This is a genomic window from Mycobacterium vicinigordonae, assembly GCF_013466425.1.
In the GTDB taxonomy this organism is placed as follows: Bacteria; Actinomycetota; Actinomycetes; order Mycobacteriales; family Mycobacteriaceae; genus Mycobacterium; species Mycobacterium vicinigordonae.
In genome coordinates this window covers 81,342-104,477 of the sequence record NZ_CP059165.1, presented here as the reverse complement: position 1 = coordinate 104,477, position 23,136 = coordinate 81,342, and the positions used below count along the sequence as shown (strand labels likewise).

17 protein-coding genes are annotated in these 23,136 nt (G+C 64.8%); 5 read left to right on the top strand and 12 right to left on the bottom strand.

Going from position 1 to position 23,136, the window contains the following annotated elements; translation table 11 throughout:
• Positions 1 to 4: 4 nt before the first annotated feature.
• Positions 5 to 856, top strand: a complete 852-nt coding sequence (locus H0P51_RS00475) for an alpha/beta fold hydrolase (protein WP_180916120.1) — start codon at positions 5 to 7, stop codon at positions 854 to 856.
• Between the two features lie 428 nt (positions 857 to 1,284).
• On the opposite strand, the gene H0P51_RS00470 is transcribed toward H0P51_RS00475, so the two are convergent.
• The 8 genes from H0P51_RS00470 to H0P51_RS28810 all read right to left on the bottom strand — a co-directional run bounded on the left by H0P51_RS00470 (position 1,285) and on the right by H0P51_RS28810 (position 11,939).
• Positions 1,285 to 2,997, bottom strand: a complete 1,713-nt coding sequence (locus tag H0P51_RS00470; protein ID WP_180916119.1) for a GMC oxidoreductase — start codon at positions 2,995 to 2,997, stop codon at positions 1,285 to 1,287.
• A 9-nt stretch (positions 2,998 to 3,006) separates the two neighbouring features.
• Positions 3,007 to 4,572, bottom strand: a complete 1,566-nt coding sequence (locus H0P51_RS00465) for a succinic semialdehyde dehydrogenase (protein ID WP_180916118.1) — start codon at positions 4,570 to 4,572, stop codon at positions 3,007 to 3,009.
• A gap of 71 nt (positions 4,573 to 4,643) precedes the next feature.
• Positions 4,644 to 5,705, bottom strand: a complete 1,062-nt coding sequence (locus H0P51_RS00460; RefSeq protein WP_180916117.1) for an aromatic ring-hydroxylating oxygenase subunit alpha — start codon at positions 5,703 to 5,705, stop codon at positions 4,644 to 4,646.
• A complete protein-coding gene (locus H0P51_RS00455; RefSeq protein ID WP_246398279.1) occupies positions 5,702 to 6,703 on the bottom strand; it encodes a PDR/VanB family oxidoreductase in 1,002 nt (333 codons plus the stop codon). Before H0P51_RS00455 ends, H0P51_RS00460 begins: the two co-directional genes overlap by 4 nt.
• Before the next feature lie 52 nt (positions 6,704 to 6,755).
• Positions 6,756 to 7,994: a cytochrome P450 gene (locus H0P51_RS00450; protein ID WP_180916116.1), complete on the bottom strand. Its 1,239-nt coding sequence runs from the start codon at positions 7,992 to 7,994 to the stop codon at positions 6,756 to 6,758.
• Positions 7,995 to 8,237: 243 nt separating this feature from the next.
• A complete protein-coding gene (locus H0P51_RS00445; RefSeq protein WP_180916115.1) occupies positions 8,238 to 9,722 on the bottom strand; it encodes a long-chain-fatty-acid--CoA ligase in 1,485 nt (494 codons plus the stop codon).
• A gap of 41 nt (positions 9,723 to 9,763) precedes the next feature.
• Positions 9,764 to 10,534: a lysophospholipid acyltransferase family protein gene (locus H0P51_RS00440; protein ID WP_343061805.1), complete on the bottom strand. Its 771-nt coding sequence runs from the start codon at positions 10,532 to 10,534 to the stop codon at positions 9,764 to 9,766.
• Between the two features lie 238 nt (positions 10,535 to 10,772).
• Positions 10,773 to 11,939: a PucR family transcriptional regulator gene (locus H0P51_RS28810; RefSeq protein ID WP_281373844.1), complete on the bottom strand. Its 1,167-nt coding sequence runs from the start codon at positions 11,937 to 11,939 to the stop codon at positions 10,773 to 10,775.
• Between the two features lie 261 nt (positions 11,940 to 12,200).
• Here H0P51_RS28810 and H0P51_RS00430 point away from each other — a divergent pair, with 261 nt between their 5' ends.
• Positions 12,201 to 13,475: a PucR family transcriptional regulator gene (locus H0P51_RS00430; protein ID WP_180916112.1), complete on the top strand. Its 1,275-nt coding sequence runs from the start codon at positions 12,201 to 12,203 to the stop codon at positions 13,473 to 13,475.
• A 537-nt stretch (positions 13,476 to 14,012) separates the two neighbouring features.
• Here H0P51_RS00430 and H0P51_RS00425 read toward each other — a convergent pair.
• Positions 14,013 to 14,642, bottom strand: coding sequence for a TetR/AcrR family transcriptional regulator (locus tag H0P51_RS00425; RefSeq protein ID WP_180916111.1), 630 nt, complete (start codon positions 14,640 to 14,642; stop codon positions 14,013 to 14,015).
• Between the two features lie 81 nt (positions 14,643 to 14,723).
• On the opposite strand from H0P51_RS00425, the gene H0P51_RS00420 reads away from it, so the two are divergent.
• Genes H0P51_RS00420 through H0P51_RS00410 form a run of 3 tightly spaced genes read left to right on the top strand, consistent with a single transcriptional unit; the run spans position 14,724 to position 17,607 of the window.
• Positions 14,724 to 15,875 carry an acyl-CoA dehydrogenase family protein gene (locus H0P51_RS00420; RefSeq protein ID WP_180916110.1) on the top strand — a complete coding sequence of 384 codons (1,152 nt, stop codon included), beginning with the start codon at positions 14,724 to 14,726 and terminating at the stop codon, positions 15,873 to 15,875.
• The gene (locus H0P51_RS00415; protein ID WP_180916109.1) at positions 15,872 to 16,774 is read left to right on the top strand and encodes a VOC family protein; all 903 of its coding nucleotides are present in this window, start codon (positions 15,872 to 15,874) and stop codon (positions 16,772 to 16,774) included. The genes H0P51_RS00420 and H0P51_RS00415 overlap by 4 nt, the downstream gene beginning before the upstream one ends.
• Positions 16,771 to 17,607 carry an alpha/beta fold hydrolase gene (locus H0P51_RS00410; RefSeq protein ID WP_180916108.1) on the top strand — a complete coding sequence of 279 codons (837 nt, stop codon included), beginning with the start codon at positions 16,771 to 16,773 and terminating at the stop codon, positions 17,605 to 17,607. The genes H0P51_RS00415 and H0P51_RS00410 overlap by 4 nt, the downstream gene beginning before the upstream one ends.
• Positions 17,608 to 17,688: 81 nt before the next feature.
• Here the strand turns inward: H0P51_RS00410 and H0P51_RS00405 are convergent, their stop codons facing one another.
• The 3 genes from H0P51_RS00405 to H0P51_RS00395 all read right to left on the bottom strand — a co-directional run bounded on the left by H0P51_RS00405 (position 17,689) and on the right by H0P51_RS00395 (position 23,064).
• Positions 17,689 to 19,272: a YhgE/Pip family protein gene (locus H0P51_RS00405; protein ID WP_180916107.1), complete on the bottom strand. Its 1,584-nt coding sequence runs from the start codon at positions 19,270 to 19,272 to the stop codon at positions 17,689 to 17,691.
• Entirely contained in the window at positions 19,269 to 22,010 is a 2,742-nt protein-coding gene (locus H0P51_RS00400; protein WP_180916106.1) for an MMPL family transporter, read from the bottom strand. Before H0P51_RS00400 ends, H0P51_RS00405 begins: the two co-directional genes overlap by 4 nt.
• Positions 22,011 to 22,188: 178 nt before the next feature.
• On the bottom strand, positions 22,189 to 23,064 hold the full coding sequence (locus H0P51_RS00395; RefSeq protein WP_180916105.1) for a 1-acyl-sn-glycerol-3-phosphate acyltransferase: 876 nt from the start codon (positions 23,062 to 23,064) through the stop codon (positions 22,189 to 22,191).
• Positions 23,065 to 23,136 lie beyond the last annotated feature (72 nt).

The following is a 23,136-nucleotide window of genomic DNA, read 5'->3' as shown; positions in this document are numbered from 1 at the left end:
TGTTATGAGTTTCAGTACCGGCACGGTGCAATCAGCTGACGGAACGACGGTCTCGCACCGCATCGTCGGCGAAGGCGGTGCACCGGTGGTTCTCGTGCACGGCGGAATCCAAGCAGCACAGAACTTTCAGCGGCTCGCCGAGATGCTGAGTTCCCGCTTCACGGTGTACGTCCCCGACCGCCGCGGCCGCCGGCCGGGCGTGCCGGCGGGTGCGGACTACGGGCTCGCGCGGGAGGGAGAGGATCTCGACGCGCTGCTACGCCTATCGGGGGCACGCCGCCTCTTCGGCTTGAGTTCGGGCGCGGTCATAGCGCTCTACACGGCCATTCAGTACGGCGCCATCGACAGGCTCGCGCTCTACGAGCCGCCGCTGACCATCGACGGCGCCGAGCCCGCGGCGTGGCTGCCTCAGTTTGAGGAGGCTCTGGCCGGTTCGGGTCCCGCGGCCGCGGTCACTGCGGTGCTCAAGGGGACCGGTGATCGCTCGCTGCTGCAGGGCTTACCGGCCTGGTTGCTGACTGGCCTGGCCCGGATCGCTCTTGCGGTTGACGCGAAAACAACTGGCCCACAAGATATTACCCTTCGCGACCTAGTCCCCACCATGCGCCTGGACGGGATCGCCACGCTGCAGTCCGTGACGCTGGTGAACCCACGCATCGACGAACTGCGCGCGCGGGTGTTACTGCTCGGCGGGGAGAAGAGCGCTCAGGCGCTCCATCTCGGACTCGACGCGCTGATGCGGCGCCTACCCGATGCCAAGCGCGTCGAACTCAAGAAGATTGGGCACGTCGCAGCCGACAATCGCGGAAAGCCTCAGCAGGTCGCGCGACTGCTCGAGGACTTCTGGGCGGACTAGCCAGCGGGCGTAGCGCGGATCCTTTGTCTTCACGCGCCAAAGGAGCCGCCAGAGTTTGTCCGCCAACGACGTCGACTGGTAACGGATGCGCGGTTAAATTACTTGGTATCGCGGCGCCGCTGATAACTAAAGATCCACTGCGACAACCTAATCCAAACTTCCGCCGACGCGGAGAAAGGCGACCTAGCCATGTTGATCACGCCGTACCTGACCATCGCAGCGATGCTGCTTCTCATTCTGTTCCCGGTACTTCTGCCCGCGGTGATCACGCTGGTGCACACCCTCACAGCGCCAAGGGCCGCGTAGCGCGGACTAGCGGTCGCTGCCACGCCATCCGACCCGGATGCACCTCACCAGGCGCATCCGGGTCGATCTGTTCCTGCGGCAGACCGGCTCCGTCACCCCGGTAGCCGCAATCCGCCCGGTAATCATCCCAACCGAAGTGCCGCCGGCGCGCCGGACGGCACAACGGGCTTGAGCGGTTCTACCGGACGGATTCGCCGGTACGCATCCCCGATGGCGGGACGAGTGTCGACGTCGCCTCGATTCGGCCAGAAGGCGGTGGCCCGTTCGGCTTGTGCGGTAATAGTCAGTGACGGGTTGACGCCGAGGTTGGCCGAGATCGCCGACCCGTCGAATACATGCAGCCCGGGGTGGCCGAACATGCGGTGATACGGGTCGATGACCCCGCGCTCCGGTGAGTCACCGATGACACAGCCACCCAGGAAGTGCGCGGTCATCGGGATGTCGAGGATCTCACCGACGCTGCTGTAGGGCGCCCCGTCGATCTCGCGAGCGAGTCTGCGTACCGTCTCGTTGGCAGACGGAATCCACGTCGGATTCGGCACTCCGTGACCTTGACGCGAGGACAGCTTGAACCGGCCGAGCCGGGTGCGTTTGGGAAACAGGGTCAACGAGTTGTCTTCTGTCTGCATCACCAGCGCAATCACGGTGCGCTGCGACCAGTCTCGCAATCCGACGTACAGCGATGCGGCCTGGCCCGGGTGGCGCACCACCTGACCGAGCCACTTGACCCAGCGGGGGATCCTGCCGCCACCGTCGGTCATCACGGTGGTCAGCAGTGCCATGGAATTGGAACCCTTGCCGTAGCGGACGGGTTCGATGTGCGTCTTGTCATCGGGATGAATTGACGATGTAATCGCGACGCCCTGGGTGAAGTCCGCACCTTTGCGGTCGCGCAGTTTGACGCTCGCGGTGCACAGCGCCTCGGAATTCGTTCGGGTCAGCTCACCGAGGCGGTCCGACACCTGCGGCAAGGTGCCGGTTGCCTTCATCCGGTGTAGCAATTGCTGGGTTCCCCAGGTGCCGGCAGCAAAGACAACCTGTTCGGCTGTAAAGGATTTCGTGTGCTTGCTACGGCGCCATGCACCAGTGCGCACCGTGTCCACCGCGTATCCGCCGTCTTGGGGCCGTACATTGACCACCGTTGTCAATGGATGGATTTCCGCGCCGGCTCGCTCGGCCAGATACAGATAGTTCTTCACCAGCGTGTTCTTCGCGTTGTGCCGGCACCCCGTCATGCACTCACCGACTTCCAGACACCCCCGTCGGCGCGGACCCGCACCACCGAAGAACGGATCGTCGACCTCCACGCCGGGGGCTTTGGTGTTGTCCGGGCCGAAGAACACGCCGACCGGGGTCATGCCGAACGTGTCCGCGACGCCCATCTGCTGGGCAACGTCGAGCAGCACCTTGTCTGAGCGAGTCATGGTCGGGTTGGTCACCACTCCCAGCATCCGCTTCGCCTGGTTGTAGAAGGGCGCAAGTTCGGCCTTCCAGTCACTGATGTGCGCCCAGTGCGGATCACGATAGAACGCATCGGATTTCGGTTCGTAAAGTGTGTTGGCGTACACCAGCGATCCTCCACCCACGCCGGCGCCGGCCAGCACCAGAACATCGGGGAGCATATGGATGCGCTGAATCCCTGTGCAGCCCAGCCTGGGTGCCCAGAAGAACTTGCGTACCTGCCAGTTGGTCTTGGGTAACTCGTCATCGGCGAAGCGGCGTCCAGCTTCCAGAACCCCTACCGAATAGCCCTTTTCGGTCAGGCGTAACGCGGCGACCGATCCGCCGAACCCGGACCCGATCACCACGACGTCGTAATCAAATTGCTGGGCCATCGCTTCCTCCTATTTCACGCCGGGCAGTCGGCGCAGCGCCCGCAGGCCGGTCGTCATGATCCGCGCATATCGGTCAGCTGGCAGCCATCGCGGCGTGCCGACGGGAAGCAGTCTTTCAACCGCAATCGTCTGGGATTCTGTGTATTTCAGGATTCCGTGCGCACCGTGACGGCGACCGATACCAGAGGCTTTCATACCGCCCATCGGTGCGTCGACCGATGCCCAGGCGGCGGCATAGGCCTCGTTGACGTTGACGGTGCCGGCCTGCAACCGGGCGGCCACCCGCCGCCCGCGGTTCGGGTCGGAGGTCCACACACTGAAATTGAGACCGTAGCTGCTGTCGTTGGCTTTGGCGATGGCCTCCTCCTCGCTATCGACGCGGTAGAGGGAGACCACGGGCCCGAAGGTCTCGTCGGCGAATGCGGCCATACCGTCCCGTACCCCGGACAAGACGGTCGGCTCGTAGAAGAACGGACCGATGTCGGGCCGCGCTCGGCCACCCGCGAGCACCCTCGCACCGTGCTGCACCGCATCATCGACATGGCGGCTCACCGTACGCAGTTGCTTCTCGGAGGTCAACGATCCCATATCTGCTGAATAGTCAAGTGCCGGTGAGAGTTTCAACTGGTTTGCGGCAGCGGCGAAACGACTGGTGAATTCATCCCAGAGCTGTGCCGGGACATAGATGCGCTCCACCGAAATGCACAACTGCCCGGTATTGGAGAATGACGCACGTACCGCACCATCCACCGCCTTGCCGATATCGGCGTCGTCCAGCACTAGCAGTGCGTTCTTGCCACCGAGTTCCATCGAGCACTCGATCAAGCGCTCCCCGGCTAGCGCGGCAACGCTGCGACCCACGGTGGTCGAACCGGTGAACATCAGAAAGTCGGAATGCTCGACGATAGGTGCGCCCAGCTGTGAGCCCGAACCGGTGACGACTTGTATCAAACCGCTGGGCATGCCGGCCTCTTCGAGGAGCTGCACGGCCCACAGCGCAGAAAACGGAGTTTGACTGTCGGGTTTGGTAAGAACCGCGTTGCCGGCCACGACCGCAGGCAACGCATCGCTGACCCCCAGGGTCAGCGGATAGTTCCAAGGCGAGATGATGCCGATCAATCCCTTGGGGTGATGGAGTTCCCTCACCTGGGTGAGTACCAGCTGGGCGCCCTGGCGGCGTTGAGGGCGAAGGTAATTCGCCGCCGTATGCGCGTAGTATCGCGCGGTCAGACAGACGTCGATAACTTCCTCGAAGGCGTGCCGACGTGCCTTCCCGTTCTCCAGCTGAATGAGGTCGAGGACCTCGTCCTGACGGGCAAGCACCAGGTCGTGAAAGCGCAGCAGCACCGCTGCGCGGTCCCGGACGGGCAGCGCCGCCCAAGCCGGCTGCACGCTCCTGGCGCGCTGTGCTGCCGCCGCCACGTCCGCGGGAGTGCAGGACGGCACCTGTCCGAGCGGCGCTCCCGTCATCGCGTTGGTGACGATGATGCGGTCGTCATTGCTGGTTTGCACAAGCCGTGCAAGGGCTTCCAGCGCAGGCGTGACGGAGCTGATTTCGATTAGGGCCGTGCTCATTTAAACTCCTGACGACGTGGCGATCATTGGACTGGTGCGCGCCGCTGTTGGTGACTTCGTTGCGTGCGTCCCTAGGGCACGGTCAGTATCCGGTTCAGCATGAGCCGCCCGGTCTCCTCGTCGACCATCTCGAGGGCGATGCGGCGCGCCCGCACCGCGGCCCGGTCGGCCTTGACGTTGAGATCGCGCCGGGGCACGGTCTCCTCGTCGAGACGACGCTGGATCGTTTCCAGCACAACAGCATCGCGCAGTGCCCAGTCATGGAACATGTTGCGCAGGAACTCGCTGACGTCGACGTTGTCGGCGGCGAAATTCCGCGCCATTTGCAGGAAGACGTGGGTCGTTTCCGGGGTTTCGGGAGTGAATCCCTGAATCCGCAACAGCGCGCGGCCTTTCCCGTCCCCGGATCGATCTCCGGTGGCGATCACATAACGTTGCACATGCAGTGCCGGTGAGACGAACGTGCCTTCCTCGATCCGGTTTCCTGGTGTGTCGGCCGGAAGGCCGGTGATTTCGGCTTCCCACGGCGCGAGCCCGCTCGCCGGAATCTCCCGGGAGTAGGAGACCGATCTTTCGGAGACCTCGACCTCGTCGAGTTGGGGCAGCACTTCGATGTTGGGCGGCACTGCCTCGGGATGCAATACGAAAACATCGGTGAGGTCGAGGTAGTGCTCATGTAGCAGTAGGTAATTCGCCTCGACACGCAGCACCTCGGTGGTGCTTGCCCACCGGGTGCCGTCGCAGTACCACGGAATGCGTGGGGGCGGCCGCAGTGCGGCGACACCGGGGTCCCCCAGCCAGATCCAGACGAACGGTCCCCTCTCGATTACGGGATAGGTGCGCACCCGTGCGCCGGGCGGCACGTTCTCCTGCGACGGCACGTCGATGAGGCGACCGTCATGCTCGTAGACGAAACCGTCGGCTCCACAGATCACCCGGTCGCCTTCGCGGCGGCCAGCGGACAGCGGATAGGCCCGGTGCAGGCAGCGGTCCTCCATGGCCACTATGTCTCCGGATTTGCGCCGATACAACAGAACATGTTTGCCGAGCAGGCGGCGCCCGAGCAGACCCTGGCCGATCTCGTTACCGGCAGCGGCGACATACCAGCAGTTGAACGGATAGTTCGATCTCATAGGTCGAGCACCAACCTTTCGGACCTGGAGCGCGAAACGCAGATCATGATCGTGGTGTTTTGCGCCTTCTCGGCATCGTTGAGCACGGAGTCGCGGTGGTCACCCTCGCCCTCGATGATGTCGCATTCGCACGTTCCGCAAACCCCTTCCATGCACGATCCGAGCACGTCGACACCGGCGTCCTCACAAGCTTCGTAAATTGATTTATCCTGTGGCACAGTCAAAGTAATGCCAGAACGTTGGCAATCCACCTCGAAGGTCGCCAATGCGTCCGGCGACGGCTCATCGAGCGCTTTGGCCGAGAACCTCTCGATGTGCAAACTGCCGTCCGGCCAGGACTTGCACCCGTCTTCCACCGCGGTCAGCAGGCCCTCCGGTCCGCAGCAATACACCAGGGTGTTCTCCGACGGGGTGGCCAGCGTGGATCCGAGGCAACCACGGAAGTCGTTGTCGTCCGCGGCATCTCGTGCACAGATGGTGACGCGGTCAGTGTGGCGGCGCAAGTCGTCGGCGAAAGCCATCGAGGCGAGGCTCCTCCCGCCGTAGATTAGCCGCCAGTCCGCGCCCGCCGCCTCGGCCGCAGCGATCATCGGCATCATCGGAGTAATGCCGATCCCGCCCGCAACGAACAGGTACCGCGGCGAACCGACCAGCGCGAAGTGGTTGCGCGGACCGCGGACCCGTACCGTGGCGCCTTCGTGGAGTTTGTCGTGCACGAATTGCGAACCGCCGCGGCTATGGGGATCCCGCAGCACGCCGACCTGCCACTGAGCCCGGTCCGCGGTGTCACCGCACAACGAATACTGGCGTACGAGCGATGGCGTCATCAGCAGGTCGATGTGCGCGCCCGGTGCCCACTCCGGCAAGTCTGCGCCAGACGGGTCGGCAAGGGTCAACGTGACGACGCCTTCGGACACGATCTCGCGGCGCCGCACTTCGACGTCGACCTCGACTTCGCGGTAAGCGGGCCTGGCTCGCGTTTGCTGTTCGATAGTCACCTGCGCCACTCCTCCTCATCGCTTCGATCTGGATCGTCGTCGACGCGAGTGGTCACGATGTTCTCCGCACCGGGATCGAGTTGTACTGGTTGAGGAACAGTGCGCGCACTCGGGTCGGGTCGCCGTCGAGTTCCAGGTCGGGGAAGCGTTCCAGAGTCTGCTGGATCCACAACCTCAGCTCGAGGCGGGCGAGGTTGGCACCCAAACAGAAGTGCTTGCCGCGTCCGCCGAAGGCCTGGTGCTTGTCAGCAAGCCCCTCGCGGGTGATGTCGAACTTGTGCGGGTTGGGGAATGCACTCTCGTCACGGTTGGACGCGATGTACCACAGCAGCAGGCGGTCACCTTCCTTGATCTGCTGGCCGTGCAGCTCGGTGTCCTTGGTCGCCGCGCGCGCCATGAACGAGAAGGCCGGGTAGCAGCGCAGCCCCTCCTCCACCACAGCCGGGATTAGCTCGTGGTTCTCGCGTACTTGCTTGAGCAACTCGGGATTACGCAGCAGCTCGAGCATCGTCGCGCTGTACGTGGCCCGAGTCGAGTCGTTGCCGGCAGACATCAGCAGGACGAAGAAGGTTGCGATTTCCATCTCGTTGAGCTTGTCGCCCTCGACCTCGGCATCGACCATGGCGGTGAGCAAGTTGCCGCCAATGGAGTCGTCGCGCTGCGCGATCCTGGCTTGGGTGTATTCGATGATCTCGCTGACGATCCCCATGGTGTCTTTCCATTGCTCCCGGATCGCCGGATCTTCGAAGGCGGTGAAAACGTTGGTCCAGTGCACCAGTTTGGCGTCGTCCTCGGGCGGCGTGCCCAGCAGCGAGCCGATCACCCGGGACGGGATCGGACGCGCTACGTCCGCCACCAGATCGAATCGCTCCCGGTCAGCGACACTGTCGAGCACACGGCTGATGATCTGGCTGACCGCGCCCTCATGTCCACCGATTGCTTCCGGGGTGAATTCCTTGATGACCAGCGCCTTGAGCCGATCGTGGCGGGGCGGGTCCATCGAAATCAGTTGCAACCTCTGGATATCCAGCGAAACGCCCATATCGTCCATGTGGAAGATGCCCCGCCGCTCGGAGGAAAAGGTGCGGTGATCCCGGCTCACTGCGCGGACATCGTCGAAGCGGGTGATGGACCAGAAGCCGCCCTCGTCCGGCATGTTGCGTTGCGGGCTGAAGTGCACCGGCGCCTCGCGCTGCATCCTCTCGAAGAGGTCGTAAGGCGGCCCGTCGTCCCAAACGGACGGGTCGGCCAGGTCCACAGTATCGAGGTCCCGCTGGTCCAGGGTTGTCATCGTTACTCCTTTTACTTGCGTTGAATTACGCCGCGATTCGGCAATTCGTGCGTCGCAATTCGTTTACGGCGGCGGGCTGGCCGTCGAAGGGGCTGATAATTTTCAGTGTGCGCCGATGCGCCTTGACGGTAAATGGTTTGAGCGCAATGATTGTCGCGAGCAGGGGAAAAGGCAGCGGCCGCGTCGGGTCACGTGGACGTGGGGGTGATCGCAACCAAAATATATGTGTCACAATTGATTTGATCATTTGCTTGCCAGTGCGTCCGGGATAGCGATAGCGCGTTTGACAATCTTGCCGGTCGGGCCCTTGGGCAGTTCGTCGACAAACCAGACCCGCCGGGGGTACTTGTAGGCTGCGACACGGTCCTTGACGAAGTCACGGATCGCCGCTGCGTCGACCTCGGCATCGGGCAGCAGTACGACGGCCGCACCTACCTCTTCACCGAGTAGTTCGTCCGCCAAGCCGATCACCGCCGCCTCACGAACCGCGGGATGCTCGTGCAAGACCTCTTCGATCTCGCGCGGGTAAACGTTGTAACCGCCGCGGATGATCATGTCTTTGAAGCGGTCGACGATGAAGAAGTAGCCGTCTTCATCGACACGTGCCAGGTCGCCGGTGCGGAACCAGCCGTCACCGTCGATGGCCGCGGCCGTGGCTTGGGGCCGGTTCCAGTAGCCCTTCATGACATTGGGTCCACGGACGGCGATTTCGCCGACACCGTCTTCGTTCGGATCAACCAGCCTCATCTCGACGTCGGCGATTGGCGTGCCAATGGAGCCCGGCTTGCGCTCGCGATCGGGATGGTTGAACGAAGCCACCGGCGATGTCTCGCTCAGTCCGTAACCTTCGAGCACCATGGCATCAAGAGCGCTTTCGACGCTACGCATCACCTCAGCCGGCATCGCCGCCCCGCCGGATATGCACAGCCGCAGCGAACTAGTGTCCGGGCGTGCGGCACTATGCAGCATTGCGGCGAACATCGTTGGGACGCCTTCGAATACGGTCACCCGGTCACGCGCGATGATTTCGAGTGCCCGCTCCGCAGTGAAGCGTGGTATCAACGTGAGACAACTTCCGGCGGCCACCGCCGCGTTCAGCCCGGCAGTCTGTCCGAACGCGTGAAACAGCGGTAGGGCACCAAGGATTATGTCGTCGGCCGTGAGGTTGACCATCCGGGCCACTGTCGCGACGTTGTGTCGCAGGTTGGCGTGGGTCAGTTCGGCGCCCTTGGGCTTGCCGGTGGTGCCCGACGTGTAAAGGATCACCGCGGTATCGGTGTCGTCGCGCGGGACCGGATCGGCGATCGGGTCGAACGCACAGATCAGTTCTTCGAATTCACCGGGAGTGACCACGATGCATTCGGCACCTGCGGCGTCGGCACCCGCCTGAGCGGCAGCGGCGAACTCATGCCAGGCGATGACAGCCTTGGCCGACGGATCGGAGAGGTAGAAGGTGGTCTCGCGCTCCTTGAGGAGCACATTCATCGGCACCACGACCGCGCCAGCCCGCAGGACACCGTAGTAGGCGACGGCGAAATAAGGCACGTTGGGCAACATGACGCCGACGCGGTCACCCGGTCGCACACCACGCGCAACCAGCAAGCCGGCCAGGCAGGCGCTGGCCGCGTCGAGTCCGGCATAGGGGATTTCGATTTCGTCGAGGCGCAGCGCCACCCTGTCGGGGTACCGCTGTGCGGCCGTTGTCAGGTTCAGGGCCAGACTGGTCATGGCATTGCCTCCTCGGTGGCTTTGTGCCCAGGCATTGCCGGTCACCCCAGCACCGGGAAGCTGCGGCGTTTGGCAAGGCGGTTCACGCCGTCCTGGATCGCACCTTGGACCTGGTCGTAGACGGCGTCGACGTATGCACTGTCGTCGGCACGCTCGGGGTCGGTGTCGACGTGGATGGGGTCGAGGAACTCGCTGCGGATCTTCGCCGGTAGCGGCAGGTGTGCCGGCATGATCTCGATGGCGAGCGGAAATGGCACACCCGCGATGATCGGAGCCGTCGCACCACGCAGCCGCTTGCCAAGACCGGTCCAGCGGGCGATGAATCTACCTTCGGAAAGCACGAAGACGGTGTCGTGACCTCCTATCGTCGCTACCGGAACGATCGGAACACCTGAGCGAATGGCTTGTCGGACAAAGCCTTTGCGGCCGAACAGCATCGCCTTGTCTCGATGACGCCAGCTGCGCATGGCATCCTGCTCACCACCGGGCCACACAATGACGTCTTGGCCGGCAGCCAGGGCGTCGGTGACTCCCCTGCGCGACGCCGGGATCACACCGACCGCCCTGAAGTAGTCGCCCAGCAGGGGGGCGGCCATCAGCACGTCGTGAGCGGTGCCGTGCAAAATGCGGCGTCCTTCGAATCGCCGATACCAAGAGTGCACCAGGGTCCAGGCGTCCATGGTCAGCGCACCACCGGAATGGATGCCGATCAGCAGCGAAGTCTCATCCGGGATCCGGTGCCAGCCGTCGATTTCGAGACGAAAGTAGTGGTCGCACAAGAAGTTCCAGATGGGATTTTGCACGTAACGCATGAAACGCTCGTTGGGGCCGCGTAGCGCCGGAGCTTGCCCCTCGCGCGCCAAATCGCTCGTGTTCGTCAGGTGGCCGGTACGCGGCCGGGTTGTCCTAGTCATCGCTTCCCACTCGTTGATTCAATGGTTTCGGTCAACACGCCGCAGGCCAGCAGGGACATACGGTCGAGTGTCCGTCGGTTATGGATGGACGTCTTCGGAGCCAACTCCGAGATTTCATGTCCCACTTTGGCGGCCATTACAAGCGCATCCCCGACCGCTCGAGTGCCCACCAAAGCCCGAGTAGAACCTCTGGCTCGTGCAGACTCTCGCCGGTCAACTCCTCGAACCGGGTAAGTCGATAGCGCACGGTGTTTTGATGAACGAACAAGCGCTTGGCAGCTCGCTCCACGTGCATGCCGCAGGCCAGGTACGCCCGTAACGTCGCCGTCAATTCCGTGCCCGAGGCGCCCGCGTCCAGGGGTTCCAGATATCGGCGGCGTAGCGACTCACCGACGTCGGCATCCATGGCCACCGCCGCGCGCAGCCCCAGAGACGCGACGTCATAAGCACCCCGCAAGTTGCATGCCTGGACTGTGACCAGCGCTCGCGCCGCGAGGCGATACGACTCGGCGAGGCCCTTCAACGATTCAGGTGGGCCGTAACCGACCACCCCATCAATGGAGTGCGGCGGCGGTTCACTCAAAAAGCCCGCGATGTCACCATCGAGTACCGCACACAGGCCGCGGCGCCGCTGAGCGGGGTCGTCAAACCCCAACTCCCGTTCGAGTCGATGCTGGTCTGCCGTGTCCTCCAGCCGGGCCCGGACCGCGACATACTCGCCGACCGGGTCGATCCCGAAGACCTCGGCGTGAACCGCGAGTTCGGTGACCGCGACCGTACCCAGCAGCACGGACCGGACAAATGCCGTGCGTCGGGCGTCCTCGGCGATCGCCTGTGTCAGCTCGGCCCGGCGGTGAGCCCTGGCCGTGGCGACCATGGCGACATCGCACCACTGCAGCACCGACTCAACGAACTCCAGGATGTGAACGTCCGCGATGGTGAATCGTTGGACGACCTCGTGTGCGTAACCGAGAACGACTCCAATTCCGATCCGCCACGCGCGCAACATGTCCTCGACCGGTATGCCCTGGCGCGCGCGTGCTTCACCGATGGCTTCAAGCTCGGCTAGCTCGTCGCCAGTCACGTCCGCATGGGTGTCTCTGGCGGACAACAAGATGCGGTGAACCTGCAGGGCCACCTCGGCCGTGAGCGTCTCGTGCGGAATCGCCCGGTACACGGGAAGTCCGGCCATGATGGCCATGCGGATGCGCTCGGCGAGCTCCTGGTGTTCCTCGATCATCGACTCGAAGAGCGCCTTCCCCGCCCTGTCATCTGTGTGGGATTTGGCCGGTCGCGCGATCATGGCCGACCTCATCGTGCGCACGCGGCTGAGGGAGTGTGCCGAGTGGTGGGCATGTGGTCTCCTTCCGCCGTGCACGCGGGCCAATGGGTCAAGAATCAATTCCGAACGCGCGGTGCTGGATTCGGGTCCGCTGGTCATGTGATGACGGCAGCCGCGCTTGTCCAAAAAGCTACTCACCTCACGTCGCTGCGTCGACGTCGTCTGGGGACAACGATCAGCGCACCATTGTCTTCCGGGGACAAGTCCAACTACCGTCGAAGCATGGGGGCCGACGGAAGTCGAACCGACCGGACGATCATCGTGAAGACCGCTGCGGAGGTCGCCGCCCGACTGGACAGCCAGTTGGAGGCTGCTACGCAGGCAATACAGCAGCTGCTGGTCAGCGAGATCACTGACCTGGACGGCGATGCGCAGCTGATTCAGTTGATGCGTGACACTGTCGCGTCCAACGTCGACACGTTCTTCTCGGCAATTCGCAACGGCATCCCCGTCGAACACATCGAACCGCCGACCGCCGCGCTCGAGTACGCCCGTCGACTAGCTCAGCGCGAAGTGTCCGCCGACGCGTTGGTGCGTGCCTACCGCCTCGGCCACCGCGCGGCGCTGGCCTTCGTACTCGACGAGATCAGGAGCTACGTCAGCGACCCCACGTTGCGCCTGGCGGTCTACGAGCAAATGGAGGGGGTGTCCTTCGCTTATATCGACCTGATCTCGCAGCTGATGCTCGCCACCTATCAGGAAGAACGTGAACGTTGGTTAGGAAACCGAAATACCCTGCGCACGTTACATGTTCGTGAGTTGCTCGCCGGTGGCGATGTCGACGTCGACGCGGCGGCCATTGCGATCCGCTACCCGCTTCGCCGAATCCACGTCGGGATTGTCGTGTGGTGCGCCGAGTCCGACGACGGCGGCGAGCTAGATGCGATGGAAGCATGTGTGCACAAGCTCTCGAAAGCGCTGGGCTCCCAGGAGGCTCCGCTGTTCATCTCAGTGGACCGAGTGACCGCATGGGCTTGGATCCCGATGCCTAGCGCATCGAAACCGGATGTGTTGGAAAGGATCCGGCGGTTCGTCAAATCAACACCGAGCGCACCGTCGATCTCTGCCGGTAACCCACTGCCCGACATCGCCGGATTTCGCCGTTCACATCAGCAGGCGGAACATGGCCGCTCAGTAGCGCTCATTTCGGGTATCGTCACCGACCGGATCATCACCCCCCGCGATCCTGGGCTGGAAATGGCCGCGCTGCTAGGCGACGACATCGAAGCGGCTTCCGCATGGATCACGGAGGTACTCGGTCCGCTCGCTTCCGACACCGAGTCCGACGAGCGGTTGCGTGACACGTTGCGGACTTTCCTGCGCACCGGATCCAGCCATAAGGCTGCCGCTGAGGAATTGCACCTACATTCGAATTCCGTCAAGTATCGCGTGAACCGCGCAGTCGAACGTCGGGGCCGACCGATTGCCGACGATCGTCTCGATGTCGAAGTGGCCCTGCTGCTGTGCCATTGGTTCGGCAGGGCGGTTCTGCGGTAGAAGTTTCTCGATTCGACCCGGTGCCGTCTGTCGGTTCTCAAGTCTGGCTGCAGTAGCGGGCGTCGCCTTTGGGATTCTAGTGCCGAGATGAAACTGGTCGTGAGGATATGGAATCGGTTGCGACACAACACCAGACCGTCGAGTGAGCTTCCCATGCACCGCATGCCTTTGGAGTCGCCAAGAGGTGTTTAGACGAGAGCGGCGGAGTGGGCAACCCACACCTCTCAGCCGCACCCGCATCTCTGAGTCTCACTGGCGCTTCAGTTTTGAAGTTCATCGACAGTTAAACGTGAGATCTTGAAGCGCGCCGCGAGAACCTACACTAGGCCCAATCTCCCAGCACGCACATCGGCTTGTCTCACTACCACTTCAAATTTGACATCACATGCGCAGTTACTTCCAAGCGATTTCTAGCTGCTCGATTACTCACGCTCGCGGGGGGTTCCAGACGGAGTGGGTGCAGCGGGCACAGGGGAGAGTCGGGTGCTGCCACTGCTGGTCGTGCAGATGCGGCGAGTGGCGTTGAACGGCTTCGGTTCAACGATTGCGCAGGTGGGTGACAGCGCCATGGATGGCGGAGGCGAGCATGTCGAATTCTGCGGTGATGTCGGCGCCGTCGCCGTCGATTTCGCTGACGATGAACAGTCCGTCGGCGGTGGCCATAGTGAAAGTGGCGAGGGTCCGTAGCGCGGACTCGTCGAGGTCGGGGAACAGCCGGGCGAACGTTGCGATGGTGCGTGTCAGGGTCGCGTCACGCACAGCCAGGAATCGGCGCCGGGCAGTGGGTTCTTCGGGGCGTCGCTCCAGGGTAAGCATCAGACCGAGGCGCAGGAAGTCCGAGGATTCCCGCAGTGCTTTAGCTGTGCCCTGCATCATCGCTTTGAGTTGGTCATCGATTGGTCCTTCGGGAAGCTCTGGTCCGATGCCGGCGTTGGAAAGCCAGGTCTCAAAGCTGTGGTCGATGACGGCGGCGATGAGCGCGTCTTTGTCCTTGAAGTGCCAGTAGATCGAACTTGCGGGCAGGCCTGAGCGCTCACTGACCAGCCCGATTGAGGTGCCCTCGTAGCCCCGCTCGGCGGCGATCTCGGTTGCTGCTTGCAGGATCTTCAACCTCGACGCTTCGCCGTTGACGCGGCGCTGGCGGGGTTTATCCGGGGTGGTGGTCATGGTGGCCTCCTGTTTTTCCTGCTCTTGACTTTACCGTCAAACCTTCCTTATTGTATCGCTCACTACAGGAGGAAGTGGGCTATGTCGCTAATCGATGAGGCGCAGCGGATCGCTCCGGAACTGGCCGCCGCCGAGGACGAGGCCGCCGAATTACGCCAGTTACCGGACAATGTGTGGAAACAGTTGCAGGACATCGGGTTTCTGCGGGCCTTGCAGCCAGCGCGGTTCGGCGGCGGCGAAGTCTCCCTGCGGGAGTTCGTCGACTGCGTCATCGAGGTATCGAAGGCCTCGCCGTCGGCGGGCTGGGTGACCGGTGTCATCGGGGTGCACCCGTGGCAGCTGGCGTTGTTCCCGGATCAGGCCCAGCAGGAGATGTGGGGCGACGAGCCAGCACGGATGCATTCGTCGTCCTACAACCCGACCGGGACGGCCCAGCGCGTCAACGGCGGGTATCAGGTATCGGGCCGCTGGTCCTTCTCCTCGGGGTGTGACCACTGCGAGGGGGTCAACGTCGGGGCGATCCTGCGCGGACCGGAGGGGTCCGAGTACCGGTCGTTTCTGCTGCACGCCGACCAGTACCGCATCGAGGACAACTGGCATGTCGCAGGACTGCGCGGCACCGGCAGCAAAGACATCGTGGTCGCAGAAACCTTTGTCCCCGAACACCGTTCGCAATCACATTTAGATTACGCGTTCGGAAAGCCCCTGCCCGGCCAGCAGGTCAATCCCGGACCGCTATATCTGCTGCCGTGGTCGGTGGTTTTCAACATCGCACTGGCCGCCAGCGTGCTGGGTTCAGCCACCGGTTTCGTGCAGCGCTGGACCCAGGAGTCGTCCACCCGGGTTATCCCGCCAGGCCTGGCGCAGGCCGATGATCCGTTGACCCAGCGCCGGCTGGCCGAGGCGACCTGGACGCTGGATGCCGCGCTGGCGATGCTGCACACCGACGTCGACACGCTGTGGCAGATGGCTCTCGACGGCGTTATCGCGACAATGGAGCAGCGAGGCCGATTCCGCTGGAACCTCAACCGCAGCTGTGAACTCGTGGCGGCGGCGATTGGAGATCTGATGCGCGCCGCGTCGGGCCGCTCGGTGTTCCTCAATCACCCACTGCAGCGCCGATTCCAGGACATCCAAGCCGCCATGGGGCATGCTTATCTAGTTGCCGACCCGCTGGCCAAATCCGTCGGCGGCTCGCTGATGGGCACCAAGACCCCGGAGATGGTGCTGTGATCCAGGCACTGTCCTACATCGGGTTCACCTCACCGGACTATCAGCAGTGGGCCACCTTCGGCCCCGACGTTCTCGGTCTGCAAGTTGCCGAGCCAGATGGTGACGGCGCGCTGCGGTTGCGCAGCGATGACGCCCCGTGGCGCATCGCGATCCATCCCGGTGACACCAACGACGTCGCTTACCTTGGCTGGTCGGTCGCTGGCCCCGAGAACCTGGCCGCAATCGCCGCGCGGCTATCCGCGCGGGGTGTCGTAGTCCATGTCGACGACGCATTGGCCCAAGCCCGAGGCGTCGACGGGGCTGCATGGTTTATCGACCCGTTCGGCTTCCGCCACGAACTCGTGCACGGAATCCCCGCCGCTGCTGAGGCTTTCGTGCCCGGTCGGGCTGGGGTGTCGTTCGTCACCGGCGATCAGGGTCTGGGCCATGGCGTGTTGATCGTGCCCGACTTCGAGGCGGCCACCGAGTTTTTCGTCGATGTACTGGGTTTTCGGATATCCGATGACATCGAGGACGGCATCACGGTGCGGTTCCTGCACTGCAATGCCCGCCATCACAGCCTGGCGTTCACCGCGGTGCCCGGTCTGCGTGGCTTTCACCACCTGATGCTGGAAGTAGCGGACCCGCAGACTGTCGAGTCCGCGTGGAAGCTGGTGCAGAACTGTGGATTACCCGTCGCGATGACGCTGGGCCGCCACACCAATGACGAGATGTACTCGTTCTATGTGCGGGGGCCGTCGGGTTTTGAGATCGAGTACGGCTCGGGCGGAAAAACGATCGACACCAGCTCACCGTGGCCGCCCGGGCACTACGACGCGATGAGCAGCTCAGGTCATTATCGCCCCGACGATGCGCCGGTGCCGGGCATCGTGCACGCCGCGGTAGGGGCGGCCTTGTGACGACATCGACGATCACCACTCAGGATGTGGCCGTCGGCGATGTCCGGTTCCATCTGTCCACCTCAGGAGACCCCGCTAGCCGACCGGTGCTGTGGCTGCATGGATCTGGACCCGGTGTCACGGCCCTGACCAACTGGGAGAACCTGCTGGCCGCCCTGGCCGGTGACTTCTACAACCTGGCTCCCGATGTGATCGGGTTTGGCGACTCCACCCACCCCGATCCGCCGCCGCAGGGTATCGCCGCGTTCACCGATTTGCGGGTCGCCACCCTGATCGCGCTACTCGACCAGTTGGGGATCGATCAGGTCGACATCGTCGGCAACTCGATGGGCGCCATCGTTGGCATGTGCTTGACGCTGGCACACCCGCAGCGGGTGCGCCGTCTGGTACTGATGGGCGCCGGCGGAGCGCCGCTGCCCCCAACCCGCGGGTTGGTCTCGCTGATCCTGTTCTACGACGACCCGTCTGTGGAGGCGATGAGCCGGCTGTTGACCCAGTTCGTCAGCGACTCCGGGGTTTTCGGGGACCAACTTATGGGCATCGCCGCCGAGCGGATGCTGCGCGCGACGCGCCCGGAGGTGGAACGCTCCCACCGTGCCACGTTCGCACCTACCGGCGGGCCCTTGCCGATCACCGCTGAGACCATGGCCACCATCACCCACCCGGTGTTGCTGGTACACGGCGACAGCGACCGCATCATCGACCCGCAGGCCAGCCGCTGGTATGCCGCGATGCTGCCCAACGCGCGACTGGAGATCGTCAAGAGCGCCGGGCACTGGCTGCAGTTCGAACACCCCGACCGTTTCGCCGACCTGCTGCGAGATTTTCTGTGACACAACCGGTGTCGACGATCGCGATCAACGGCGCCATCGACGGGATCGGCCTGCAGTACGCCACCAGCTGGCTGCCGGGGGTCAAGCGAGCGGCGGCGTGTTCCGTCCGAGCTGGAGTTGTGCGCTACTCAGGGCACGGCGGTGTTCGGTGATCAGCAGTGTCGCGGCGGCGGCGCCGATCAGCCAGGCCATCAGTTGCCCGATACCGCCGCCGACGCTGTCGGAGCCGGTGATGACGCCGCGCAACGCCAGCACGGCGGCGTGGGTGGGCAGGTAGCTGCCGAGGGTGTGCAGGGTGGCCGGGATCGTGGAGGTCAGATTGGTGACGATGGCCAGCACCAGCACGGTGATGCAAAGGAAGCGGCCGGGGCGTCGCAGTATCGCAGTGGCGGCTTGGTTGAGGGCGGTGAAGGTGAGCGCGGCCAAGGCGGTCACTCCCAGCAGGGCACACCAGCGGGTGGGGCTGAGGTGCAGGACCGACAGCAGGATTGCGGTGACGACGGCGGCGGCGGTCAGCGCGACCGCGACCCCCGGGGCGGCAGCGCGGGCCACGATGGCGCGGGTGGATTCTCTTGAGGTCAGCACGGCGGCGGGCAGGGCGCGGGTGATGATGTAGGTGGCCAGCGCGGCGCTCCACAACGCCAGCGTGACGCCGACGGCGGCCACGGCGGCGCCTAGATCGGTGGTGTCGGTGAGCGCGACGGCCGGGGTGGCGGCGACGTTGGTGAGGCGCTCGCGTTGGGCTTGATCGTAGGAGGGCACCTGGTCGCGGCCGCGGGCGAGTTGCTCGGCCAATTGGTGCGCGCCGCTGGATAACTGGCGCAGTCCGCTGTCGAGTTGGTGTGCGCCGTCGTTGACCTTGGTGGCGCCGACGGCGGCACTGTCCAGGCCGGCGGCGAGGCGCTCGATTTGGGACAGGGGCCCGCCCGATGGTGGCGGCGGGACTTGCAGCTGGTGTTGCAGGCCGTTGACCGCGGCGCGGGCATCGTTGAGCTTGGCCTCGGCGTCGTTGAGTCCGCCGGCCAGTTGCGCGGTTCCCGTCGACAGCTGAGTGGCTCCGGTGCTGAGTTGGTCGGCGCCGTCGGCCAATTGTGTTGCGCCGCTGGCGGCGTGGTCGAGCTGGTCGTGAATGGTCGAGAACGACAGGTAGACCTTGTCGAGGTAAGTCTTGACGATCTGCTGGTTGAGGGTGTGCAGGATGACTTCGGCGATCTGGGTGCTGACCAGGGGGTCGGCCACACCGGTGGCGTTGGAGGTCTGCACTCGTATCTGGGCCTGACCGGCAGCTAGCGGGTTCGGGCTGGCCGAGGACGTCGCCTTGGCCGAGAAGTCTGATGGGATGTACACCACCGCGCCGTAGCGGCCGCGGGCCAGCCCGTTGCGGGCGTCGGCGGCGTCGGTGAGGACCCAGCTGTAGGCGGCGTGGGCGGTGATGAGGTTGGCGGCAAGTTGGCGGCCCAGCGGCAGGGTTTGGCCGTCGATGGTGACCGGGTGATCGTCGTTGACCACGGCCGCGGTGGCGGCGCCGTGGTTGGTCTGCGGTGACCAGAAGGCCCACAAGAACAGCGTGAGCACCAGCACGGGCAGCACGATCAGACTCGCCCAGGTTCGCCAGGTCGCCGCGTCGGGCGGGGTGGGCCGCACGCGAAGGTCGGTGCTGTTCATGACGGCGCTCCCACCGTGGCGAGGGTCAGGTCGAGGGTGTCGGTGACGCCGGTGTCGGCCGGCAGCAGGTCGGCGATGCGGGCGGGGTCCTGACAGGTCAGCACGAATGTGGCGGGCTGTCCTGAGGCGGTGGTGCGCGCGGCCAGTGCGGCGCGCAGGTGCTCGCGGGTGGCTGGGCGCAGGATCAGGTCGACGTCGTCGAGCAGGATCAGCGCGATGTCGGCGCCCAGTGCGGCGTTGACGTCGGTGTCGGGGTCGGTGGTGGTGCGGCAGTCAATCACTGCGACGTGGCGGCGCACGGTGCGCAGGTGTTGGGGCACAACATATCCCAAAACTTTGAGGTCGCCGTCGATGCGTCCGACGCGGGCGGCCAGGGTATAGAGCAACGCCGTTTTGCCGGCCGGGCCGGCGCCGGTAATGACCAGGATGTGCCCGCGGGCCAGGGTGAGGTTGATGTCGCGGTAGACGTCGTGGCCGCGGTCGTCGGTGCGGGTCAGGCCGGCAGCGTTGATCGCGTCGTCGCTGTCGGGGGTCGGCCAGTCGGCCAGGCGCAGTTCGTGCATCAGTCCATCGCCTTCGGCGTCGAAGATCGGCAGCCGGCGGTCGATGGCCCCCGGTAGCCACCAGGCGTGGCGGCCCAGCAGCGCCAGTACCGCCGGAACCAGGGTCATGCGGACCACGAACGCGTCGATGAACACTCCGACGGCCAAGCTGAACGCGATCGGTTTGATGATCGCGCTGCCTTCGGGCACGAATGCGGCGAACACCGCGAACATGATCACCGCGGCCGCCACCACGACGCGGGAGGCCGAGATGAATCCGTCCTGGATGGCCTGTCCCGGATCACCGTGCCGGACATAGCTTTCCCGGATCCGGGAGACTAGGAACACTTCGTAGTCCATGGCCAGCCCGAACAGCACACCCATCAAGATGATCGGTAAGAAGCTGACCACCGCACCGGTGTGCTCAACACCCAGCGCCGCCGCCAGGTGGCCTTGGCCGAACACGAACGAGGTGGCCCCGAACGCCGCCCCGACCGACAGCAGGTAGCCGGCGGCGGCTTTGACGGGCACCCAAATCGATCGGAACACCATGGCCAGCAACACCAGTGAGAGCCCGACGACCAGCACACCGAAGGGCAGCAGGGCCGCGCCCAGGCGCGCGGACACATCGACGCCGACCGCGGTGATCCCGGTGACAGCGGTGTCGATGCCGTAGGCCTGCCGGAAGTGGATGCGCTGGGCGCGCAACGAGTTGACCAGATCCTCGGTGGCCGCAGAGTCCGGGGCGGCGGCGGGCACGACCTGGATGACGCCGGTGTCGGCCTTGGGGTCCGGGCTGGCCAGCGGGACGGCCGCCACCCCGGGCATCCGGGCGATCTGCTCGGCGATCGTGTTGACCACCCCGATCGGGTCGGTGCTGGCGATGATGTCGGCGGTCACCACGAGCGGGCCGTTGTAGCCGGGGCCGAAAAACTGGCTGACGGTGTCGTATGTGTCGCGTGCGGCACTCCCGGCTTCTTCGGATCCGTTGTCGGGCAACGCAAGACGCAGCTGGGTCGTCGGTAGTGTGCACACCGTGAGTGCGGCGATCACGATCGCCACGGTGAGCGCGGGAATTTTGGTGACGGCGCGCACCCAGCGTCGCGCCCACCCGCCGCCGCCAGACGTGGTGCGCCGCGGCGCCGGGCGCAGGCGTTCGCCGGCGAAGCTCATCAGGGCCGGGATCAAGGTCACCGCGACCGCGACCGCGATCGCCACCGCGGTAGCCGCGGACAGGCCCATGGTGGTCAAAAACGGGATGCGTCCGACGACCAGACCGACCAGGGCGATGATGACGGTCAGACCTGCGAAGACCACCGCCGAGCCGGCGGTGGCGGTGGCTCGGGCGATGGACTCGTCGACCTCGAGGCCTTCGGCGAGTTGGTCGCGGTGCCGTGACAGCAGAAATAGGGCGTAGTCGATCCCGACCGCGAGTCCCAGCATCACCGCGAGCATCGGCGCGGTCGACGACACCGGGGTCACCACGGTGGCGGTGTAGATCAGCGCCACCGAGATCGCCACTCCCAGGATCGCGGTCATCAGCGGCATCCCGGCTGCGATCAGCGATCCAAACACGGCCAGCAGTACCCCGAATGCGATCAGCAGGCCAATGCCTTCGGTGGGGCTCAGCTTAGGTACCGGGTTGGAAAACGCTGGCCCGCCGACGTGGACGGTGGCGCCGTGACCGATCGCGGCGGCCAGGTCATGGCCGATCGTGGTGAGCTGGGTACGGGTGGCAGGGTGCACGTCGGTCAGCGCGACACGCAGCTGGGCGGTGATGATAGCGGCCCGGTGATCGGTGGAGATCGGGGCCTGGATCCGCGGTGTGGGACTTCCAGCGGGTGTATGGGTCCCCGCCGCGGGGTCGAAGGGGTTGATCACCGCAGCGACCTGATCAAGGGCAGCGAGTCGGGTGACCGCCACGGCGGTCGCCGGTGCGGCCAGTGCAGTGACGTTACTGCCGGGCGGGACGACGATCACCAGTTGCGCTGAGCTGCCCGACACCTGCGGGAACACCCGGCCCAGGTAGTCCAGGGTGTCTTGGGACTGGGTGCCCGGCACGGCGAAGGTGTCGTTGGTCCCGGTGTTGAACGCCGCGCCGCCGCCGGCCACCGCCAGCACCAACAGCCACGCCGCCAACACCCAGCCCCGGCGTCGGGTCAACAGACTACCGAGCCAATACAGGAAGGAAGACATACGGTTTCGCCTCACTTATCGAGCGCGCGTCGCGGACGCCGGCACCTCAGCCCTGGGCACGGGCTGCGCGCGCGGCGAGCCGGTCCACGGGTACGCAGAGTGACAAGGCCGCAACCCGACCTAGGATGCCTGTAGTGATCATTACACTAACTGAAGGGTTTGGTCCGGTCAATGGGGCTCACCCCAGGAAGGGGCGCCGGTTTTTGGTCATGTCGGTCAGCGACTTCTGCATCGCCGACTGGACCCGCTCGGCGAACGCATCGGAGGTTTCGCCCTCGGCGGGCACCATCGGCGCCAGCACGCGGGTGCTCAGTTTGGTCGGCAGCGGCACGTAGGGCAGCAGTCCGACCGCACCGATGTTCAAACCCCACGGCACCGAGACGCTGATCGGTAACGCCTTGAGGCGCAGCGTCTTATCCAGCTTCAAGGCCCGCGCCAGGCGCTGGCCGCTGGACAGGGCCAGCAGCGATTCGCCGGCTCCGGCGGTGACGATCGGCACGATCTGTAAGTCGTGCTCCATGGCCAGCCTCGCGAAGCCGCTGCGCCCGCCGAACACGATGCGGTTGCGGTCCTTGTACGACTTGAAGGCGTCCAGATCGCCGCCGGGCAGCACCAGCAAGTGGTGACCCGCGGCGAACGCCTCACGGGCACTGTCGCGGCTCGCCGGTCGACAACCCAGCCCTTCGGCCAGCGCGCCCAGCCCCACCGTCCAGGAGAACTGGTGGGCCAGTGCGGTCACCGGCCGTGTGACACCCATCTGCTCGATGGCCGCGCCGACGGCGAACACGTTGAGATCAAACAGGCCCCCGAATCCGTGGTTGGCCACAAACAGCACCGGACGATCCAGCACACCGGGCTCAACCTGCACCTCGAGCCGGTGGTAGCGGCGGACGAACTCGATACACACGCGGCGCAGCACCATCCCAGCCGCGTTCGCCGCCTCGGGCTCCGCGGGCGGCTCGCCATCGGGCAGACGCAGGTCCTCGTCAAGAGCCTCGAGCAGCGCGGCGTCGAGGAGTTCGGTGTCGGGGCGGTCTAGCAGGAGTTTAGACATGGTGGTGTGTTCCCGTCGGAGTCAGAGCGATGCCGGTGAGGCGGCGACACCGCAGGTAGGGTCATGAGACAT

What these genes read in the sequence shown, in the direction of transcription:
- H0P51_RS00475 (WP_180916120.1), top strand. Translation starts at nt 5, where the DNA reads ATGAGTTTCAGTACCGGCACGGTGCAATCAGCTGACGGAACGACGGTC.
- H0P51_RS00470 (WP_180916119.1), bottom strand. Translation starts at nt 2,997, where the DNA reads ATGGCCCAGCAATTTGATTACGACGTCGTGGTGATCGGGTCCGGGTTC.
- H0P51_RS00465 (WP_180916118.1), bottom strand. Translation starts at nt 4,572, where the DNA reads ATGAGCACGGCCCTAATCGAAATCAGCTCCGTCACGCCTGCGCTGGAA.
- H0P51_RS00460 (WP_180916117.1), bottom strand. Translation starts at nt 5,705, where the DNA reads ATGAGATCGAACTATCCGTTCAACTGCTGGTATGTCGCCGCTGCCGGT.
- H0P51_RS00450 (WP_180916116.1), bottom strand. Translation starts at nt 7,994, where the DNA reads ATGACAACCCTGGACCAGCGGGACCTCGATACTGTGGACCTGGCCGAC.
- H0P51_RS00445 (WP_180916115.1), bottom strand. Translation starts at nt 9,722, where the DNA reads ATGACCAGTCTGGCCCTGAACCTGACAACGGCCGCACAGCGGTACCCC.
- H0P51_RS00440 (WP_343061805.1), bottom strand. Translation starts at nt 10,534, where the DNA reads ATGCGTTACGTGCAAAATCCCATCTGGAACTTCTTGTGCGACCACTAC.
- H0P51_RS28810 (WP_281373844.1), bottom strand. Translation starts at nt 11,939, where the DNA reads ATGATCGCGCGACCGGCCAAATCCCACACAGATGACAGGGCGGGGAAG.
- H0P51_RS00430 (WP_180916112.1), top strand. Translation starts at nt 12,201, where the DNA reads ATGGGGGCCGACGGAAGTCGAACCGACCGGACGATCATCGTGAAGACC.
- H0P51_RS00425 (WP_180916111.1), bottom strand. Translation starts at nt 14,642, where the DNA reads ATGACCACCACCCCGGATAAACCCCGCCAGCGCCGCGTCAACGGCGAA.
- H0P51_RS00420 (WP_180916110.1), top strand. Translation starts at nt 14,724, where the DNA reads ATGTCGCTAATCGATGAGGCGCAGCGGATCGCTCCGGAACTGGCCGCC.
- H0P51_RS00405 (WP_180916107.1), bottom strand. Translation starts at nt 19,272, where the DNA reads ATGAACAGCACCGACCTTCGCGTGCGGCCCACCCCGCCCGACGCGGCG.
- H0P51_RS00400 (WP_180916106.1), bottom strand. Translation starts at nt 22,010, where the DNA reads ATGTCTTCCTTCCTGTATTGGCTCGGTAGTCTGTTGACCCGACGCCGG.
- H0P51_RS00395 (WP_180916105.1), bottom strand. Translation starts at nt 23,064, where the DNA reads ATGTCTAAACTCCTGCTAGACCGCCCCGACACCGAACTCCTCGACGCC.